This window comes from Pseudoalteromonas sp. SCSIO 43201 (genome assembly GCF_023716725.1).
GTDB lineage: Bacteria > Pseudomonadota > Gammaproteobacteria > Enterobacterales > Alteromonadaceae > Pseudoalteromonas > Pseudoalteromonas peptidolytica.
On sequence record NZ_CP072683.1, the window covers coordinates 2,210,416 to 2,230,337 of the forward strand.

Sequence of the window (19,922 nt, forward strand, 5' to 3'; positions counted from 1 at the left end):
TCGAGGTAAAATGCCCACCTATTTCAAAACAAATTTGAAAATTTACTATTTTTAAGGATTTACCATGGGTGAACAGCTCGAGACTTGGCAAGTTGTGTTAATTATCGTCGGTGTGCTGGGCGTCATTTGGAGCAATATCGCTTTACTCAAATACTCGGCAAAGTTTGAAATGAAAAAAAAGATCGATGATCAGCTAAAACCATTTGAGCCAACGTCGCCTGAAAAGGGCAGTCAATCTTCACATAACAAGGACACAAGAAAGCCGTAAAGCGAGTATCCAGATCATAACGATACCAATACTCGCCCAGCAACCGCTCAGTAAGAACGTGTTTGCTTTCTATTTAGTTTGATAAACACCTGGTTGTAAAAGTGATTGTTACTTTAATTCAAGGTCAAGCCACACCAAGCGATGATCTGAGCTAGCATGGCGGCTTTCAACTAATCGATATAGTGGATCCGTGCTACTAGGCCAAAACACGCCGCTGTCTAAAACACGAACGCCATATTTTGAAGGTAAAACATAGTCGACCCGAGCTCCCCAATGAGCAGTGTAACTGCGACTATATTGCGCTTCACTATGCTGCTTGCCCCCTTTACTCACCGGCTCAAAAGCAGAGAACACATAGTGACTTTCTAATAGCTGTTCGATTACACCAGGACGATGTTTATCGCCTTGATCTGCAGCATTTAAGTCGCCCGCAATCACAAATCGTGTTTTCGCTTTTAGGCCACCATTTACACCACTATCATCATAAATATATTCACTCCGTTTTGGGTCTATATAGTCCGCCATCAGTCTAATTTCATCGTGATTTCTGTTGCCATTACGGTCTTCTTCACCATCAAATACTGGAGGGGTTGGGTGCATAGCAAGGAAATGAAATACCTTTCCATTTACATCAATTGGCAGATCCCAATGTGACTTCGAGCTTAATCGTAAGACTTGCCACTCGTCAGCATGATAAAAAGGTGAGTTGCTTTTTGGAGCTATGGTTTTTTTATAATTGGGCATATCCTTCCAAAGGAAATTTTGCAGTGTCCGCACTTGGCTATTTTTTATAGGATACTTAGACAACACAACCATACCGTATTGCCCTTCATAAAGGCCAAAGCCCTGCGCATCTCCAGCATAACGCGACTTTTTACCATCGTTGTCTAAATCAAATCGTGTTGGTAAGCCTGTGTTAACCGGTGCGATATAAAAGTATGGATATGATATCGGCTGCTGACCATGCTGACTTTTGTCCAAGTAGTTGTTCATAAATGCCAGCACGCCCTTCTCTGGTTCAGCAATGTAGTCAAACTCATTAAGCAGAATGACATCTGGACGAACACGTTGAATGATCTCTGCGATGTTTTTTATTTGCTGATGTTGACCGTCTTGAAGTAACTTGCTTAGTTTCTCTGGATCAAGGGGTTCACCTTGCTGTTGATAGTTCGTCGCTTCCATGCTGACATTGAAAGTTGCCACCCGAAGCGTTTGAGCACTCGCAAACGACGCCATAAATAAAAAAGCTATACTGATAAATTTCATCTATTCACCTAAATAGTAGTGATAATCCCGCATCGCTTATTTTATTCATAATCTATTGAAAAACGGAAGTTATCTCGACAAAGTAGCAAGATTTATTGTTGGCAAGTTAGCAAAGAGCAGTTAAAGTTAAAAGATTACCTTAATTACACCAACGATGTGAAATTTGTGAGTATTTTAAAAAGGCTACATCTGATAACAACAAGCCAAGAAACCACATTCGATGAAAAAGTTACCGCACTGCTCAGTCTTGGGCTTGATGTATTCCAGCTCGACATTGCTATCGTAAGTGAAATAAACGCCAATATTTACACAGTAAAACATGTTATTACGCCGGATAATAGTCTGCCTGTTGGTACCACATTTGATTTTTCAGATACCTATTGTTGGCACACTTTTAAAGCAGATAGTGCGCTGGCTTTCTCTCATGCAGGAAACAGCCAGATCGCAACACACCCCTGCTATATACACTTTGGCCTAGAAAGTTACATTGGCGCTCCCATCATTGTTGATGGAAATCGATATGGTACAGTGAACTTTTCTTCCCCTGATGCTAAACCAGATAGTTTCACTCAGGAGCATTTAGATTACGTCAGCTTGTTAGGACAGTGGATTGGCGTTGAGATTTCACGTCAAAAAACATTAAGACAACTACAGCATCGCTCTGAAGCACTTGCAGCAATGAGCCGATTAGCAGATATTGGCTCTTGGGAAGTAGATTTTAAAAAAAATAAAGTCTACTGGAGTCAACAAACCCGAGCAATTCACGGCGTATCAGAAGAGTTTGTACCGACGCTGGATAATGCCATTGCTTTTTATAAGCCGGGCTCCCATCAAAACGATATAAAGCAAGCGATTAATGACGCAATTTCCTCTCGAACAAAGTGGGATATTGAGTCAATTATCATAGACGCACACGGTAATGAAAAGTGGGTTGCCTCTCATGGGCAGGGGGAATATGAAAATGGTGAATGCGTTAGAGTTTTTGGTGCAATTCAAGACATTGATGAGCAAGTTAAACTACGTTTAGCCTTGGATCAACAAAGAAAAGAAGCTGAGCAGCTACTTAAAACTCGTAGTGACTTTATTGCTAAGATAAGCCATGAATTGCGTACTCCGTTGAATGGACTTGTAGGCATGCTTCAAGCTTGCCACAAGGAAAATGATATTGATGCGATACAAAGTAACTTAACAATTGCCCGAAATAGCGCGGATATGTTGATCACCCTGATCAATGATGTATTGGACTTTAGTAAGCTTAATAGCAATAACTTAACGCTGGACAATACGCCGTTTGACTTAACGCAACTGGTTACCCAAGTTGTTGGCTTATATCATCCAGCTAGCCAAGAAAAAGGGCTGGCCATCAATGTACACATGAACAAGCTAGCTAACCTTTGGCTGTACTCTGATCCTACCAGAATAAAACAAATTCTCGCGAATTTGGTCAGTAACGCAATAAAATTCACCCAAGTCGGATGTGTTGATATCTATGCCGACGTCTTAACAGAAAACGAACAACCCGTGCTTCAATTACGTGTCTGCGATACTGGTATTGGGATTTCCGATGAGAACCAAAGTTTGCTTTTCCAGCCTTTTAGCCAAGGTGACCCCAGTATTAGTCGCCGCTTTGGTGGTACAGGGCTTGGTTTATCCATTGTGTTTGAGCTTTGCAATCTATTTGACGGCGATATACAAGTCTCAAGTGAAGTCGATAAAGGCAGTACGTTCACCGTTACTTTTCCCGTCGATTTTGCAAAGCAGCGCGAGAACGATGATACCGAGCCTTGTCCTGTATCGACAGCTAATATTTCCTTAGCCGGATGTAAGATCTTACTGGTTGATGACAATCAGATTAATGTATTAGTGATGGAAAAGTTATTACAACAATTTGGTGCGGCTCAAATTGACATGGCATATGATGGTGTGAAAGCTGTAGAGGCGTGCCGTAAAAATCACTTTGATATTGTTTTTATGGATTGCATTATGCCCAATATGGATGGCTTTGACGCAACTAGAGCCATACGTAAACTCAATAGTAACACACAATCAATACCGCACATTATCGCTTTGACAGCCAATACATCAGAGTCGGATAAGCGAGCATGTCTAGATGCGGGCATGGACAGTTTTTTATCCAAACCAATCCAAATTGACGCGCTAAGAACGGCATTAACAGCAGTTAAAGCTATGAGCACAGAAGAAACACGGTGATTGATTTCATCGTGTTTCTCGAAACACATCTAAACAGTTAATTGTTCACTTTTTGCGTGAGTTGCAGAGGCTTTTTTCACGCCATTGTTATTTTTCGATACTTGGCCTGAGCGGTTGAAGATGCCAAGTCGAATACGAATAAAGTGCAAAATCTCTCTTGCAACATCTATGTCAACAGCCTGCTCAAGGCCTTCAAAACCTGGACTTGAGTTTGCCTCGCATATTTTGAAGTGCTCTTCATCAAACAATAAGTCAATACCCGCTACGTCTAAGTTTAGGATATTAGCCGTCTGCGTCGCTAGCCACTCTATTTCTGGAGTAATAGGATGAGGGCTTCCAGTGGCGCCGAGGCTCACATTGGCTTTGAAATTTTTACCACCTGAATTTCTCTCCATACATGCCACAGCGCGGCCACCAATAGTTAATACTCGTAAGTCTCTACCATGGCTCGATTTGATGAAGCGTTGTAAAATGATATTCGCCTTAGGGTTAGTCGCCTCAATCAGCTGCATCAAATCGTCAAATTCACCTCTTGATTTGGACAAAAACACCCCACTGCCCTGAGAGCCAGATAATGTTTTGATCACCACCGGGAAACCGATTTGCTTCTCGACTAGCTCTATATTAACTGGAAACTTAACCAACATGGTTTTTGGCGTAGGTAGATTCTGTTCAGCTAATATCTGTTGGGCATATAATTTATCTTTAACGGTTTCAATTGATTGTGACGAATTAAAGCAGTGCACACCCAAACGCTCAAGATGACGAATAATAGCAAGGGTAAAGTATGTGGTGCCAGCACCCATTCTGGGTAGCACAAAGTCAGGCAATGCAACAGGTTGCCCATCGATAAGAATGCTTTCTTCGTCTTCCCTAGTAACCAGAAGATCAAACTGATCCGGTGAATACACTTGAAGATCGATACCTTCTTCTTTTGCTACCGCCATCAATCTATCTATCTCGTAGATTTCAGGTTTCACTAAATTGGTAGAGTCTTTATAGATGATCCAACCGCGCATACAAATTACCCCTTGAAAAACAGATAACCAGAGCGACATCTACAATATAATGTAAAAACACCGCTTGGCAGTAAGTGCTATCGCCCTATAAACAAAAGCGCGATTATGTGGATTCACCTAAAAACAGTACAGCAAAAAAAATTTATCGACACAATCTAAAAAACTACTCTCGATTTTCGAAGTAAGACTGTGTCCCATGTGCCTGTAATGCGCTTTGTATTCGCTGTAATGCAAGCTTATACACAGCGTCTCTAATGTCGAGCCCTTCCTCTCGGCTTAGCTCCCATGCTTTATCAAAAGCATCCTGCATGTAATTGGCCAGTTTATCGTTCACAACTTGTTCATCCCATGCTTCTCCTTGGCGATTTTGGCACCACTCAAAGTAGCTTACAATTACCCCTCCAGCATTCGCCAAAATGTCAGGGATCACCATAATGCCGCGATCATTTAAAATGGGATCAGCATCTGCTTCTACCGGACCATTTGCAATTTCAACAATATAATTTGCAGCAATGGAGTCAGCATTTTCTTTTGTTATGGCGCCTGCTAATGCTGCTGGAACAAGTATGTCAACATTCAAGCTCAGCAACTCATCGTTACTAATGACATCATGTTCAACACTTTCACACACAGAGTCTTTACAATAAACCGCTTTGAGCGATTTACTGCGCTGCTTTTCTTGATAAACACTTTCGATATCCAAGCCTTCCTTACAGTAAATTCCTCCCTTAGAGTCACTCACTGCAACCACTTTGTATCCAGATTGCTGTAACAGTCGCGCACAATGATAGCCACCATTACCAAATCCTTGAATTGCAACTGTTTTGTCCGAGTTATCCCAGTTATTTTTATTACTTAACTGTTCAATGGTTAAAAATGCGCCACGACCTGTTGCTGATTCTCGTCCCGCGCTTCCACCAAAAATTAGCGGCTTTCCGGTGATCACCGCTGGACTTTTCTGCCTTGCAATTTTCTCATATTCATCCATCATCCAGCCCATAATTCTTGCATTGGTATAAACATCAGGTGCTGGAATATCTTGCTCCGGGCCAATGAAATCGGCATTAGCCCTAATATAGGCACGTGCTAGGCGCTCTAACTCCATTGGACTTAAGGTTTTAGGATCAACGGTTACAGCACCTTTTGCACCTCCAAACGGAACACCGACCGCCGCGCACTTGAGTGTCATCCACAGTGCTAATGCTTGGACTTCGCTGACGTTGGTGTCTTGGTGAAAGCGGATCCCACCTTTGGTTGGCCCAAGGAGGTCATTATATTGACATCGATGTGCCTCAAAGTAGTCCAACTTACCGTTATCTCTGCGGATAGAGATATTACTAGACAAGGTTCTTTGGGGTTGAGCAAGCGCTTGATACGTTGACTGCTCTATCCCTGTTTTCTCTACGATTGTGTTTACTCTTTTTAACGCGTCTTTTAATAGATCTGTGCTCATCCTTACCTCAACATTGTTAGTGTGATAATAATGGTATGCGTGTAATGTCATAAAAGATCAAGAGTGGATAAACCTTAATCACGCAATTTCTTGTAGAAAATAAGACGGTGACTCATCAGGCTCCAAAAGAAAACACTGCTTTCTTGCTCGAGTTAACGCGACATAAAATAACCGCCTCTCTTCTGCATCTGCATAACTTCCTTTTGCTGGAAGTAACGCCTCTATTATCTCTGGTACTTTTATTTTTGATGGGAATAGACGTGCTTTAAGGCCAAACACTATCGTGAAGTCGGCTTCTGTCCCTTTAGCGCCATGAAATGTATTGGTACTGATCGCCAGCTGCGGAAATAGTCGACGCCAGTTATCCACCTGCGCTTTATCAGGTAAACCCTTATGGTTTCGAGCAAGTAACAAAACTGATACCGCACCTTCGTTACGTTGCTCAATCAAATTAAGGAGTTGTTGAGCATCCATTATTTCGTCACCACTGGGGACTTTTATAACTCCTTGCCCTTTGATACCTAGTTGGTTTGAACTGATATCTTTGGCTATTTGCTCAGGATTTCGACATATAAACTCGCAAGCTGTATCCAGAATACTTTGTGGATAGCGAAAAGTTTTATCTAAATAGGTAGTTGTAGACTTTCCAAAATGTTTGGCAAATTCTGTAGTCAGCCGTATATCACCACCACTAAAGCGGTATATTGCTTGCCAATCATCACCTACCGCAAATAATTGGCTGCCAGTTTTTTTATCCAATAACGCTTGAACTAGCTTTGCTCTGACACGAGAAATATCTTGAAACTCATCAACCAAAATATAACGCCAAGGCACTCTAAATTTGTCATTTTCAACATAATGGATAGCACGTTCTAGCATATCATCAAAATCGATACAGGCCTCATTGGTTAGATACAACTGATATTCAGCAAGTACTGCCAGCGGGACCGTCATTTGATGATTAAATCGCATAATTAATGACTCTACTTCTCCCATTATTTGCGCCTGCTTTATCAACGGCAACATTTGGCTGAGTAGTTCAATGACATGTTGGGCTTGCTTTATACCTTGACCATCCAAAAATTGATGAAAGGCTTGTTCAAAGTGTGTTTCTTGTCGCAAAGACTGGATAGCATCAGAGATAAATAGCTTAAACTGCGCCTTATCTGTTGCTAGCGTTGATAACACGGGTTTTGTTCCTGTTACAGCTTCTATGATCTGCATACTCAATGAGTGAAACGTTGAACAATTCAGAGTATTCGCTATGTCATTACAACGTTCTCGCATTTCAGTTGCAGCATCATTGCCATAAGCAAGTAGTATCACTTGATCTGCATTGGCTAGCTTTCGATGCAGTAAATATCCCAATTTTGCCTTGATAACACTGGTTTTTCCAGTGCCTGCAGCAGCCAATAATAGTTGCCTGTCATCTTGAACAATGCAGGCTTTACGCTGTGCGAGAGTCAAAGGGTTGGATTCAACTTGGTCAAAATAGAGCACATCTTGCCCCAAGTAGTACGTGACAAATGCACACTGAAACTCAGCAATATCATTCTCAGTCCACGATGCAATTTCACGTATCGTCGCCACCATGGGCTCAAGTGCTTTGGGTAATATTCCCTTATCAACCTCTTTCCAACTGCACCATAATGATCCAGCCACATCAAACACTACTTTTTGTATGCTTTGGCTAAGATAGCGACTACTGAGTAGCGTTTCTATTTTTTTCACTTTGGCATGTAAGTGGTGACCATGATGCCTAATCCAGTGTTGCTGTAATGTCTGTATCAACTCATTCGCACCATGATGTTTTATCAATATCAAATACGTCGCTGTTTCAGTCTGTATTTTGAGTTCTTGATATAACCAACGGCGACTAAGAGTTGGAGGCTGACACATATCACGAAATAACACCGATGTATGTGCAGATTTTGCGCTGAGGAACACCTCCTCTTTTGAATATTTAGCGCCACGGATCCCGTGGAACAACCGGCTAAAAATATGTAGTGCAATCAATTGATAAATCAGACAAGTTAGCTCCCTTACCCACATGCTAGCACGAAACTCAAATTCTCTTTCAATGAAATTTCATCACTTTCGTTACTGTTGCCACATATATAGCGTGAAAAATATTAATCTGCTGTTTTATATACTTTTATTTTAACTCCCACGGTTCGTTTTAGGTTGATTAACGAACGCTCAATAAGTCCGCGATGCGTAATTTATAGCCCTTAGCTAAGCTATGAATAAAAAAGTACGAAATAGTACCCACTCAAACGCGCTGACGAGAGAAAGAGAAGCTTGTACCGAGCTTTACACGTGTAAGGGAATGAAATTACAGCAAATTCAAATTTAAGGTCAAGATTAGTAGCACCTAATCACCCCGTCGAGCTGTAGCTCTCTACTTTTACATGCCTTTAATTATTTTTAATATTTTCAATACGCTAGGCATATTTTCATCATAAAAAATCACTACTTTGTCATCTTATTTCGCTGCTTAATCACTTCTTTTTACAAAGGCTGCAGCATGATGAATAGATATTGTGATCAGAGAAAATAACAATGATAAATCTAGTTAATGCTAAACAATGTGTTGCCATAATCACCCTGCTATCAGTCTTTAGCTCGTTTAACGTCCAAGCGAATTGGCAGCAATTTACTCAACCCCCAACCTTTATCCCAAAGGTTACAAAAAAACCCACCATTGACGGTAAGCTTTCAGAACATGAATGGCAGGAGGCACAACACATCAATGACTTCGTTGTGTTTAGACCCAATGTCGGCAATACCCCAGATCATAATATTGAGGCTTATATCAGCTACGATAGTGATTACTTCTACGTTGCGGCGACGATTTATCAGCCTAAAGCCTCGTTAACCGACCGAGTGTTGACGCAAGGCGAATACATGTGGGATGAGGATTATTTTGGACTTATTCTAGACACTAATTTTGACAGAGCAGACGCTTATCTATTCCATGTCACTCCTTCAGGTGTTAAAGAAGATGGTTTAGTTGACGGTACCAATTATATTGCCCAATGGAAAACTCTTTGGTTTGCTAAAACACACATCGAAGAAGATAAATGGTCTGTAGAAATTGCTATTCCAATGCAATCAATTTCGTTTGAGCAAGGTGCTAAACAATGGGGCTTGCAGCTCAGGCACCGCGTAGCCAACCCTAATACACAAATTTATTGGAACCTTAATAACCCGAGTAACTTCGCTTGGCATACTAACCAGCTCGCCCCCATTGAAGGGCTTGAAGGCTTAAAGCAAGGCTTGGGAGTAGAGGTAAAACCGAGCTTGGCACTAAAAGGCAATGACGATGACAGTAAACTCACACCAGCGTTGGACATACTCTACAAAGTGACACCAAATCTCTCTGCGATGCTGACACTCAATACTGACTTCTCAGGCACAGAGGTAGATCAAGTACCGCTCAATATGACTCAATACTCTCAGTACTTCACTGAAAAACGCGATTTCTTTCTACAGGACAGTCAAATTTTTCGATTTGGTGGTATGGGAGATAGCCACGCCAATGGTATGCCTTTTTACTCACGACGTATCGGACAGGGTCGACAATCAGGTATTCTAGATATCAATTGGGGCACCAAATTAACAGGGCAGATTGGTAATACTCGCTTAGGTATTTTAAGCGTAAATCAAGAACAAGATGGTAATCAATCCGAAGAAACACAGCTTAGTGTCGCCCGTGTGACACAGCAAATTGCACAGCAGCATCAAATTGGTGCTATTGTAACCAATGGTAGCCCTGATGGCCAAGCCCAAAGAAGATTAGTAGGCGCAGACTATCGCGTCCAAGGCAATATGCTTGATCAATACCCCTTCGTCACTCACGCTTACTATCAAGAAACGGAAGCCGTTTCAACAGAGGAGATAACCAATGAGGATAACAAGTCTTACGGGGGATCAATAGAGCTGCCAAATGACACATTTTATCTTCGTAGTCGGTATCAATATATAGGTAAAGATTTTAACCCTGCTTTAGGCTTTGTAAATAGGAAGGATCTTCAATTTTACGAGGCGATAAGCCACTATCGAATAAGGCCACAGTCGGGGTGGTTAGCAGATAACATTAACTACTACCAATTTACTGGATTTTATTATCTTTGGGAAGACACCCAAGGCAACCGACAAGGGCAAAGCCTTTTTTTACGACCACTGCAAATTGATTTAAAAAATAATGATCACTTCTTTTTCAGTCATAACCGCTATCAAAGGATCTTAACAAAACCATTCAGGTTTACGGATAAGCTCACTTTTATGCCGCAAGAATATGATTATATTCAAAATGAACTGTACATCAGAAGTGCCAATAACAGGCCCCTTTATGTAACTTCACGATTTTTAACAGGGAGTTTTTATGATGCCGAGTTTGAACGCATTAGCCTAGATTTGAATTATCGTCCAAATAAGCATCTATTTTTAAATGTAAGTCGCAATATGTATTATTATCAAAAAGATGGCATCAATGACCAACTTTTTAATACCAGACTTAGTGTTAATCTAGCCTTTAACAGTGAATGGTCTTGGAATACATTATTACAGCACAATGATCAGACCAATAACTTCTCTATTTTCAGTCGCATACGCTTCGAGCCATCACCAGACGAAGTTTATATAGCCAGTATCAACCGAGGTTATAACATAGAAGATGGCTGGCATGAACGTACTGAAAATACGGATGAAACCGCAATCAAATTAGCATATACCTATAGATGGTAAGAGCAGACTCGCTAACGCGCTTGAGTGGTATATAAGTCGCTACTAAACACCCGAGTGCTCGCATAAATTAACTGACCGTCCTTTACATCGAAACCATAATACCCATCAAATGGGTTTTGACTTAAAAATTGTAGGTGACGGTCATTGAGTTTATAAATTGTTAATTCTGCCTCTATGTGGTCGCTTGCATATAACACGCTATCTTCGACTATACCTTGATGAAAATGCTCAACTTCTCCAAGCTGAACCCCTTTTTGCATTTGCCCATTGAGTAAATCAGCCAATGTAAAGCGGTATACGTTTTTGTCTTGATTATAGACATATATAACTTCTCTATTTGCTCTATCTGGCATAATACGCATCCACGATGGTGGCAACTCTGCCACCAGCTGTAACTGCCGATTATATACTCGCACACTGCGGGACGTTTTCTGTTTTACCGTAACAGCAAATAAAGTGTTATTAATCCAAGACTGAGCAAAACCATAACCATCTAAAGAGGTCTGATGGAGCACATTTTTTCGTTCGCTATCCACTATCCATAGCTGATGATTATTATGATTCACCAGCAATAACTTATCATCTGGAGATACTGCCAACTCTCGCAGCCGCATATGCTCATCCATCATAATCACTTGCGCCGCACGTTGTGCTGGTGCTTGGAAATAAATATGGTTGCCACCGGCACGGTTCGAAGTAAAGTAGATCCCTATTTGCTTATTAGCGAACGCAGGAAGTCTCTCGTTGCCGTTACTATTGTCTAATTCAAAACCGGTAAGTCGCCAATTAAGGTCTATGTTTTTGTCGTATGTTGAGTACACATAATCTTTATTATTTGGATGGCGTGCTAGCTCACAGCAAATTCGATCCGTTAAACTCGCGAGCGTACGTTCAGAACCTTTTTGTACATTAATAGATTGCAGTTGAGTTGGCTTTGATGCAGAAACCACAATCACTTGGTCACTCTCATGTCCCCATATACCAAACTCAATTTGCTGATGAGTGCTCCCCAATGCGGTTAATGTGTGAGAAGTGGTATCAAACGTAAAGAACTGACTTATTCCTTGACTGTTGTGAGCTATAAGTAGTAGCTCACTCGAGTCAGCTTTAAGGTCAAGAGAAATAAACTGCCATCCTTTAGGCAATGTTACATTAATAGGTTCTAAACCTGTCGTGAAGTCAACCTTGTATAACGTGTTTTGATGTTCGTGTTGCTTCGGGTGCCCTAGCAGCCAGATCACGTCCTGCCGCGTATCATAAGTAAATTGATGAGACACTAATTTATTACAACCAAGCAGTTGTGCCTTGCCAGCGGCGAGAGTTCGCGTTCCCTCAGCAAAGGGGACTTTGAACCAACCGCATTGCTCTTCTTGGTATCCCGTAAAAATCAGGTGAGTAGAAGTCTGTGCAACTAAAGCATCAATATAGTATGCGCCACTTGCAACCTGTGTACCGACATCATCATACTGATCATTGAGGCGCTTGACCCAAAGTGTATTCCCCTTACCTCGAGTGTCATTGAGAAAACTAACTGACTCCCCACTAGGTGCTACGACCAGACTCCGTTTAGCCCCCATTACTCTAGTTAACACATTATTTTCATTATAATTTAGCTCTGAAGATGCTCGGCTGTTCAGCATCACCAATACAACAGCCAACAAACAAACTAATAAGCTGGCAAGCCCCTTAACTACGTAGTTTGACTTAACGCTTTTTTGATCAGTATCGAGGTGGGATTTTACACCTTTAAGTACAGACGCCTCAGCAATAAAACGATAGCCTTGCTTGGGTACGGTTTGAATATACTGTGGGGATTTAGGGTCATCATTGAGTGTTTTGCGTAAGTTAGCGACTAATTTATTGATGGCATTATCGGTCACAATTACACCCTGCCAAATCACCGTTTGTAGTTCATCGCGTGTGATTATCCGCTTGGGGTTGTCTAGCAGAAATAGCAATAATGATACCGTTCTGGGATCAAGTACAATCACTTCACCCTCGCACGTTAACTCATATGACCCCGTATCAAACAGAAATTGACCAAATTGAATTCGCTCCAAACTACATCTACTCCATGTAAGGTTTATTATTGTTATTATTACCAACAAACATCAACTGTTCGTTTAGTATCAAATAACTAAAAGTTACTTGAATTATTGAGACGTTTTCTTAGGTGTAGTCTATACCAATTGTATGCAGTAAACGAACTATTATAAAAACTGCAGGCTATCATAAGCCCGCACGTCGATTAAAGTGCTACTGAGTTTAATTCGCGTCAAGTTGCTACGTTAAGCTTATTTGTGAATAGTAAAGTCGCTTTGCCTACCAGCACTAAGATCACAGCACCAGTGATGACTGGCGTAAATAAAAAACTCCACCCTTCCATTGCTAGCATTATCAATATGGGATTTGCCCCAGCTGGCGGATGCGTCGTTTTTGTTGCCAACATACCAAATACTCCAACGCCTGTTGCAGCTGCCAAGGTGAGTTCATTTACACCAATATATTGCGCAAAAATAATTCCAATTGTTGCAGTAATAATATGTCCAAAAATAACGTTTTTAGGCTGCGCTAGTGGGCTTTTTGGCACACCGAACACCAGCACTGCAGTAGCGCCTAAAGGTGCCATTAAAAAAATATACTCAGCACTTATCGTTTGACTAAACGCCAATATTGCAATGGCGATAAACGCGCCCGCTCCAGCAATTAAAGCAAGTTGTATTTCTCTCATTGTATACGTTCCCTTTCAAAGAAGTAGACAAATCTGTCTACCTCTCAAATGATAGACAAGTTGGTCTACTTCTGTCAACCTATAATCACGGTAATAAACATGGCTGACTGATGAGTACAAAAAGACAACAACTGATCGATTGCGCAATGGAACTGTTCTATCAACATGGCATTCATGCCATTGGCATTAACGAAGTATTAAAGTCATCTGGTATCGCTAAAAAGACTCTGTATAACCATTTTGAGAGTAAAGATGCGTTGGTGCTTGCAACACTTGAGCAGCGACATCACCAATTTATATCTTGGTTATCTGGTTGCCTTGAAGATGTCCAGACCAGCGAAATGCTCGAAAAGCAACTGTTCTTGGCGCTAGATCAGTGGATTAATAATAAGGTGGAGGTACTGGGCGAATTCCGTGGTTGTTACTTTATTAACACAGCGGCAGAATTTGGTGAGCTTACCAGTCCAATTAATCAACTATGCCAGCGGCACAAACTTGCGGTAAAAGCGTTACTCAAACAATCGCTCAACGACGCTGATGATGCCGCTGTCGAGCGCCTGTTTCTATTGGGCGAAGGGATTATTTCAACGGCGTATACCTGTCACGATGCTAGCGTGGCCATGCGGGCAGCAGAATTCACGAGCTAAACAGCGTGCTATTTGAAGGTTCCACTTTATGCTTATTGCTCAGGTTTATCGCCTGATTTGGGGGCTTTTTTACGTTGTTCTTGTTTGGCTTTCGCGACATTTTTAAAAACAGGTGGTGGAATAGGAAAAAGAGAAATCAGCGGCATCAATGCCAAAAATAAATAGGCGCCTTTTGGCATTTTTTTGGCCCATAGCACGACCTTAAAAAGTAAAAAGGACGCGATAAAAATCGCCATAAATAACAACAATACCTCAGCTATCCCTAAATCCATTATTATCTTCTCATCTATTCAATAAGCTTGATATGGAGATAAAATGGGTAAAAAGCAAGCGACGTAAAACAAATAAGAACGAAAAAAGGCCCTGCGGGCCTTTGGGTTTTAGTTACTTTGGGATAATCTGCGATCAGTACAGCATCGCAGAAACTGTGCTGTGATTATCAATCGCCATCGCGATACTTAGGACTGTGATATTGACTATTGAGAATGCAAATACTTGCCTCGCCCAACCATGTAAATCTGAGTCTCTTTGGTACCCTTTTAGCGCCATCAATAACCACCAAAAACTGGCTGTACAGGCCACCGCCATAAATGCTACACCGGTGTAGCCGCTAAGCGGTAGTAACATCACCACCAGTGCATAAATGGCGATATACAAAACAATATGATGCTTGGCCTTTTCAACACCTTGCGCGACTGGCAGCACCGGAATATTCGCGGCTCGGTAATCGTCAAAACGGAAAATCGCAATGGCGTAAGAGTGCGGCATTTGCCAAAGACAAAACATCAATAATAAAATGGCAGCGCCAGAGTCAAATACCCCGCTTACTGCGCAGTAACCAACCACAGGAGGCACTGCCCCTGACAGGCTACCAACCACAGTGCCATACACTGAGTTTCGCTTCATGTATAAGCTGTAAACACCGACATAAATAAAAAACCCAAATGCGGCAAAACCCAGCGCAATCCAATTGGTGAAATAGGCTAAGAGCCCAAAGCCAGATAATCCGAGTACCAGACTATGTGACAGTGCAGCAACTGAGGAAATTTCCCCAGTTACTGTCACGCGAGTTTTAGTGCGAGCCATTGCCGCATCGATATCCCTGTCGATGACATTGTTAACTACACAACCTGACGCAACGACTAAAGATAGCCCTAGCAGAGTCAATGTAAATAGCAGCCAATCAACTTCACCTCGAGAGGCCAATAAAAAGCCTCCTGCGACTGAAATCAAGTTTCCCATAATGATCCCAGGTTTTGTCACCTGAAAATAACGACGCAGCATGACTACTCTCCTGTTAATACATCATCATGGCGTTCGATTCGTAGATGATCCAGACCGACAGCCCCACTACCATCACAATAATCAACGCACTAAAGATAAAGGAAAGCGTGCTTGCCTTGCCTTCTTCGGTAACAAAATTCAGGTGTAAAAAGTACTTTAGATGCACCCAAATTTGCACTAACGCCGCTGTCACTAACGTCCAAAATGTCGTGCTAGATGACAAGCTGCCACTCATCACGGCAGCAAAAGGAATGGCTGTCAACATAACGGATAGCACAAAACCAATTAGATACGACTTCACACTACCGTGGCTGTCGTGTTCATGCTTATGAACATCAGTCTGTGCTAACGCTTGAGATCCACTATGGCTCATTACATTGCCCCCATTAAATAAACAACAGTAAATACACAGATCCAAACAATGTCTAAAAAGTGCCAGAACAAGCTTAAGCAGCTCAAACGTGTTACCGTTTGTGGCTTAAGACCACGACGTGTCACTTCAATCATCATCACACTCATCCAAATCAAGCCTGCCGTCACGTGCATGCCGTGCAGACCCACTAATGAGAAGAAAGAAGTCAGAAAAGCACTATTTTGCGGTCCATGACCGTGTACTATTAAATGATGAAATTCATACACTTCCATGCCAATGAACACCGCACCAAAGGCAAATGTCACCGCAAGCCAAGATAAGGTTTGCGACTTTTTCTGTTTGTTTGCCGCTATCATGGCAAAACCAAAAGTAATACTACTTAACAGTAAGGCTGCGGTTTCAACCGCAACAAAACCCAGCTCAAAGATATCTTTGCCAGATACGCCACCTGCGGTGTTCATGTACAACACAGCGTAAGTGGCAAAGAAGGAAGCAAACAACAAACAATCCGTCATCAGATATAGCCAAAAACCAAATACGGTATTTGAACCTGTGTCATGGTCTGCATGCTCGTGAGCATCTTCTAACGCATGCAGCGTAGCGGGAGTTATAGCACTCATGAATTAACCCTCCTGTAATGCACGAGAAAGGTGGGCAGACTCAATCTGCTCAATCTCGTCAACCTGAACATAATAATCAACGTCGCGGGTGTAACAACGCTTAATAAATACCGCGATAGCACTGACTAATCCCACCGCCGCTAACCACCAAATATGCCAAATCATGGCAAAGCAAAACGCGGTCAATGACGCACTGATAAGCACTCCTGCGGGGGTATTTTTTGGCATGTGAATAGGCTGATAGTGTGCAGGTTTTTGGTATGCCTGTCCCTGCTCTTTCATTTCTGTCCAAGCGTCAATATCGTCAACCACAGGAGTTGTCGCGAAGTTGTAGTACTGTGGGGGAGAGTCCGTAGACCACTCAAGCGTATGCCCATTCCACGGATCGCCTGTGGTGTCTTGCAATTGCTCGCGGTTTTTGTAGCTCACCACTAGCTGTACCACTTGGAAAACTATCCCAAACATAATGATAAAGGCACCAATGCACGCGATGTATAGCCAAATGTTCCACTCTGGCGTGTTGGTATGATTAAGGCGACGTGTCATGCCTAAGAAGCCAAGCACATAAAGCGGCATAAAGGCCACAAAAAAGCCAACTAGCCAGCACCAAAATGAGGCTTTACCCCAACGCTCATCAAGCTTGTAACCCATTACTTTAGGGAACCAGTAAGCAAATCCCGCCAGATAACCAAACACTGCCCCACCGATAATGGTGTTATGGAAATGTGCAATTAGGAAAAGACTGTTGTGCAGCACATAGTCCGCGCCAGGAATTGCAAGCAGTACGCCAGTCATCCCACCTACGGTAAAAGTCACCATAAACCCTAACGTCCAAAGGACAGGCACTGTGATCCGTAACCGACCGCGATACATGGTAAATAGCCAGTTAAAGAGTTTTACTCCCGTTGGCACCGCAATGACCATCGTCATGACCCCAAAGAAAGCATTAACATTGGCGCTTGAACCCATAGTAAAGAAGTGATGTAGCCAAACAATAAAGCCCAAAATAGAAATCGCACCGCTGGCATACACCATCGACTTATAGCCAAACAAGCGTTTACCTGTAAAAGTCGAAATAACCTCTGAGAAAATCCCAAACGCAGGCAAGATCAAGATATACACTTCAGGGTGACCCCATGCCCAGAACAGGTTGATATACATCATGGCATTACCACCGGCTTCATTGGTGAAGAAATGGAAGTCCATATAACGGTCAAGCGTTAGCATCGCAAGTAATGCAGTAAGGATTGGGAAAGACGCCGCAACTAGAATATTTGCCCAAGTACAAGTCCAAGTAAAAATAGGCATTTTCATTAGCGTCATGCCAGGTGCACGCATCTTAAATACGGTTACCAAGAAGTTCACGGCGGTGAGCAATGTCCCAAGCCCGGATATTTGCAGTGCCCAAATATAGTAATCAACCCCAACACCCGGACTAAACGACAACTCCGACAAGGGCGGATATGCCACCCAACCGGTTTTTGCAAACTCACCAAATGCCAATGATAAATTGATCAAAATAGCCCCACCCGCTGTCAACCAAAAGCTAAGGTTATTCAAAAACGGAAAGGCAACATCTCTAGCACCAATTTGCAGTGGCAAGATGATATTCATTAAACCAATCATAAATGGCATCGCCATAAAGATGATCATGATCACCCCATGTGCGGTAAAGATCTGGTCATAATGCTCTGGAGGCAGATAACCGGCTGCGCCGCTTGTGGCCATGGCCAGCTGTGTACGCATCATGATGGCGTCGGCAAAACCACGCATTAACATAATTAATGCCAAGATAATGTACATCACGCCTAGGCGTTTATGATCGATTGAAGTGATCCAATCGTGCCACAGCACGCCCCATTTTTTGTATTTTGTGACCATTGCCGCCACGATTAGACCAACAATCGCCACCACGGCTAACGTCACCATAATGATGGGTTCGTGATAGGGGATTGCCTCGATGGATAATTTACCAAACAACGACATAATTACTCCTCAGCCTTGCCGTGATGTGAATGCGCAGCATGCTCTGGTTTGGCGTAATAGTTCATTTCGCCATGACCCTGCATGTACTTCATAACTATGGTGTGAAATAAGCCCTGCTCTACCGAGCCAAAATACTCAACGGGGTGATATTCTGAAGGCTCTGCCAACTGCGCGTAACGATCTGCGGTTAAGGCGTCGCCGTTTGCTTTAACATCGGCAACCCAGTTATCAAAATCTGCTTTGTCTTTGGTGGCAATGGCTTTGAACTTCATTCCAGAAAAACCCGCCCCACTGTAGTTGGCAGAAAAACCGTTGAACGTTCCCGGCTCGTTAGCAATCAGGTGAAGCTGCGTTTCCATCCCTGCCATCGAGTAGATTTGACTACCAAGCTGCGGAATAAAGAAAGAGTTCATGGTGCTTTCGGAAGTGATTTTGTACTCCACCGGGACATTCGCTGGAAACACCAGTTCATTCACGCTGGCAATGCCTTGCTCTGGATAGATAAATAACCACTTCCAGTTTAGCGATACCACTTGAACGGTGAGATGTTCTCCTTTGCCCTCCAACGGCTTGTATGGATCAAGCGATTGTGTAGAGCGCCAGGTGATCACCCCAAGTACAATAATAATCACAATCGGAATGGTCCAAACCACGGCTTCTATTTTGTTAGAGTGGGCCCATTTAGGTGCATAGATTTCGTGGTCACGACCATCTCGGTACTTCCACGCAAAATATAAGGTAAGAATAATAACTGGTACTACAACGAGTAACATCAGTACAGTGGCAATGATGATCAAGGACTTCTCATCCATGCCAATTTGCCCCTTGGGATCCAAAATGCCACCATTACAACCGGTGAGCATTAGCCCCAATGAAGCGAGCGCATAATTCACGACACTACGTTTATTCAATTGATTACCCTTCAACGATAAGCTGCGGCTTATTTATAAAGCACGCTGAGTATCTATTTGTGCGAGCTACGCTGCACAAGTTCGAATTGCACTGTATCTATTAGGAAATATATTAGTGAAGGGAAACGCTTCGTTGATACCAGTCACTAACCTATTTACCAAATAATTGATTGATACAGTAAACGGACAATCACATAACCAAGCCTACAACTCGCTCTAAAAGGACGATAAGTAGCCGATTAATGTAATTGAAAGTGAATTGCTGACTGCTGATCTGCAAAGTGCAAATTGTTCCAATTTGATTAATTAAGTGGTCTATTTTTAAGCGAGAAAATCTTGTCCATAACTCAGCTACCGCGTCCTGCTGTCGCTAAGGTACCTACATCCATATAGGCAAGGCAGAA

16 protein-coding genes are annotated in these 19,922 nt (G+C 42.4%); 4 read left to right on the top strand and 12 right to left on the bottom strand.

The annotated features are described in order from the left end of the window. Positions 1 to 64 precede the first annotated feature (64 nt). Positions 65 to 268: a DUF2897 family protein gene (locus J8Z24_RS09440; RefSeq protein ID WP_176032354.1), complete on the top strand. Its 204-nt coding sequence runs from the start codon at positions 65 to 67 to the stop codon at positions 266 to 268. A 108-nt stretch (positions 269 to 376) separates the two neighbouring features. Here J8Z24_RS09440 and J8Z24_RS09445 read toward each other — a convergent pair whose 3' ends face one another. Continuing rightward, entirely contained in the window at positions 377 to 1,534 is a 1,158-nt protein-coding gene (locus J8Z24_RS09445; RefSeq protein ID WP_252094571.1) for an endonuclease/exonuclease/phosphatase family protein, read from the bottom strand. Positions 1,535 to 1,699: 165 nt separating this feature from the next. Here J8Z24_RS09445 and J8Z24_RS09450 point away from each other — a divergent pair, with 165 nt between their 5' ends. Continuing rightward, complete coding sequence (locus J8Z24_RS09450) at positions 1,700 to 3,745, top strand: response regulator (RefSeq protein WP_252094572.1); 2,046 nt, start codon at positions 1,700 to 1,702, stop codon at positions 3,743 to 3,745. A gap of 29 nt (positions 3,746 to 3,774) precedes the next feature. On the opposite strand, the gene J8Z24_RS09455 is transcribed toward J8Z24_RS09450, so the two are convergent. The 3 genes from J8Z24_RS09455 to J8Z24_RS09465 form a co-directional block, all read right to left on the bottom strand. Further along, the gene (locus J8Z24_RS09455; RefSeq protein WP_252094573.1) at positions 3,775 to 4,764 is read right to left on the bottom strand and encodes an ATP-grasp domain-containing protein; all 990 of its coding nucleotides are present in this window, start codon (positions 4,762 to 4,764) and stop codon (positions 3,775 to 3,777) included. A 163-nt stretch (positions 4,765 to 4,927) separates the two neighbouring features. Then, positions 4,928 to 6,217, bottom strand: coding sequence for a Glu/Leu/Phe/Val family dehydrogenase (locus tag J8Z24_RS09460; RefSeq protein ID WP_176032350.1), 1,290 nt, complete (start codon positions 6,215 to 6,217; stop codon positions 4,928 to 4,930). A gap of 78 nt (positions 6,218 to 6,295) precedes the next feature. After that, positions 6,296 to 8,269 (bottom strand): UvrD-helicase domain-containing protein, encoded by a 1,974-nt coding sequence (locus J8Z24_RS09465; RefSeq protein ID WP_252094574.1) that lies wholly within the window; start codon positions 8,267 to 8,269, stop codon positions 6,296 to 6,298. 510 nt (positions 8,270 to 8,779) lie between these two features. On the opposite strand from J8Z24_RS09465, the gene J8Z24_RS09470 reads away from it, so the two are divergent. Continuing rightward, a complete protein-coding gene (locus tag J8Z24_RS09470; protein ID WP_252094575.1) occupies positions 8,780 to 10,966 on the top strand; it encodes a carbohydrate binding family 9 domain-containing protein in 2,187 nt (728 codons plus the stop codon). Positions 10,967 to 10,977: 11 nt separating this feature from the next. Here J8Z24_RS09470 and J8Z24_RS09475 read toward each other — a convergent pair whose 3' ends face one another. After that, a complete protein-coding gene (locus J8Z24_RS09475) occupies positions 10,978 to 13,026 on the bottom strand; it encodes a winged helix-turn-helix domain-containing protein (protein ID WP_252094576.1) in 2,049 nt (682 codons plus the stop codon). 215 nt (positions 13,027 to 13,241) lie between these two features. After that, positions 13,242 to 13,697, bottom strand: a complete 456-nt coding sequence (locus J8Z24_RS09480) for an HPP family protein (protein ID WP_147389096.1) — start codon at positions 13,695 to 13,697, stop codon at positions 13,242 to 13,244. A 110-nt stretch (positions 13,698 to 13,807) separates the two neighbouring features. Between J8Z24_RS09480 and J8Z24_RS09485 the strand changes: the two genes are divergently transcribed. Beyond that, entirely contained in the window at positions 13,808 to 14,344 is a 537-nt protein-coding gene (locus tag J8Z24_RS09485; RefSeq protein WP_176032348.1) for a TetR/AcrR family transcriptional regulator, read from the top strand. A 32-nt stretch (positions 14,345 to 14,376) separates the two neighbouring features. On the opposite strand, the gene J8Z24_RS09490 is transcribed toward J8Z24_RS09485, so the two are convergent. From J8Z24_RS09490 to cyoA, 6 genes are all read right to left on the bottom strand, one after another. Then, entirely contained in the window at positions 14,377 to 14,616 is a 240-nt protein-coding gene (locus J8Z24_RS09490; protein WP_125253825.1) for a hypothetical protein, read from the bottom strand. A gap of 133 nt (positions 14,617 to 14,749) precedes the next feature. After that, positions 14,750 to 15,628, bottom strand: coding sequence for a heme o synthase (gene cyoE / locus J8Z24_RS09495; RefSeq protein WP_176032347.1), 879 nt, complete (start codon positions 15,626 to 15,628; stop codon positions 14,750 to 14,752). A 13-nt stretch (positions 15,629 to 15,641) separates the two neighbouring features. Next, positions 15,642 to 16,001, bottom strand: coding sequence for a cytochrome o ubiquinol oxidase subunit IV (cyoD, locus tag J8Z24_RS09500; protein ID WP_128732182.1), 360 nt, complete (start codon positions 15,999 to 16,001; stop codon positions 15,642 to 15,644). Continuing rightward, positions 16,001 to 16,621 carry a cytochrome o ubiquinol oxidase subunit III gene (cyoC, locus tag J8Z24_RS09505; protein WP_128732181.1) on the bottom strand — a complete coding sequence of 207 codons (621 nt, stop codon included), beginning with the start codon at positions 16,619 to 16,621 and terminating at the stop codon, positions 16,001 to 16,003. Before cyoC ends, cyoD begins: the two co-directional genes overlap by 1 nt. A gap of 3 nt (positions 16,622 to 16,624) precedes the next feature. Further along, positions 16,625 to 18,607: a cytochrome o ubiquinol oxidase subunit I gene (gene cyoB, locus J8Z24_RS09510; RefSeq protein ID WP_125253821.1), complete on the bottom strand. Its 1,983-nt coding sequence runs from the start codon at positions 18,605 to 18,607 to the stop codon at positions 16,625 to 16,627. 2 nt (positions 18,608 to 18,609) lie between these two features. Beyond that, the gene (gene cyoA, locus J8Z24_RS09515) at positions 18,610 to 19,470 is read right to left on the bottom strand and encodes a ubiquinol oxidase subunit II (RefSeq protein WP_373865576.1); all 861 of its coding nucleotides are present in this window, start codon (positions 19,468 to 19,470) and stop codon (positions 18,610 to 18,612) included. Positions 19,471 to 19,922 lie beyond the last annotated feature (452 nt).

Excerpts from the sequence above, each read along its gene's own strand:
- J8Z24_RS09440 (WP_176032354.1), top strand. The coding sequence starts at position 65 with ATGGGTGAACAGCTCGAGACTTGGCAAGTTGTGTTAATTATCGTCGGT.
- J8Z24_RS09445 (WP_252094571.1), bottom strand. The coding sequence starts at position 1,534 with ATGAAATTTATCAGTATAGCTTTTTTATTTATGGCGTCGTTTGCGAGT.
- J8Z24_RS09455 (WP_252094573.1), bottom strand. The coding sequence starts at position 4,764 with ATGCGCGGTTGGATCATCTATAAAGACTCTACCAATTTAGTGAAACCT.
- J8Z24_RS09460 (WP_176032350.1), bottom strand. The coding sequence starts at position 6,217 with ATGAGCACAGATCTATTAAAAGACGCGTTAAAAAGAGTAAACACAATC.
- J8Z24_RS09465 (WP_252094574.1), bottom strand. The coding sequence starts at position 8,269 with ATGTGGGTAAGGGAGCTAACTTGTCTGATTTATCAATTGATTGCACTA.
- J8Z24_RS09470 (WP_252094575.1), top strand. The coding sequence starts at position 8,780 with ATGATAAATCTAGTTAATGCTAAACAATGTGTTGCCATAATCACCCTG.
- J8Z24_RS09480 (WP_147389096.1), bottom strand. The coding sequence starts at position 13,697 with ATGAGAGAAATACAACTTGCTTTAATTGCTGGAGCGGGCGCGTTTATC.
- J8Z24_RS09485 (WP_176032348.1), top strand. The coding sequence starts at position 13,808 with ATGAGTACAAAAAGACAACAACTGATCGATTGCGCAATGGAACTGTTC.
- J8Z24_RS09490 (WP_125253825.1), bottom strand. The coding sequence starts at position 14,616 with ATGGATTTAGGGATAGCTGAGGTATTGTTGTTATTTATGGCGATTTTT.
- cyoE (WP_176032347.1), bottom strand. The coding sequence starts at position 15,628 with ATGCTGCGTCGTTATTTTCAGGTGACAAAACCTGGGATCATTATGGGA.
- cyoD (WP_128732182.1), bottom strand. The coding sequence starts at position 16,001 with ATGAGCCATAGTGGATCTCAAGCGTTAGCACAGACTGATGTTCATAAG.
- cyoC (WP_128732181.1), bottom strand. The coding sequence starts at position 16,621 with ATGAGTGCTATAACTCCCGCTACGCTGCATGCGTTAGAAGATGCTCAC.
- cyoB (WP_125253821.1), bottom strand. The coding sequence starts at position 18,607 with ATGTCGTTGTTTGGTAAATTATCCATCGAGGCAATCCCCTATCACGAA.
- cyoA (WP_373865576.1), bottom strand. The coding sequence starts at position 19,470 with ATGCTCACCGGTTGTAATGGTGGCATTTTGGATCCCAAGGGGCAAATT.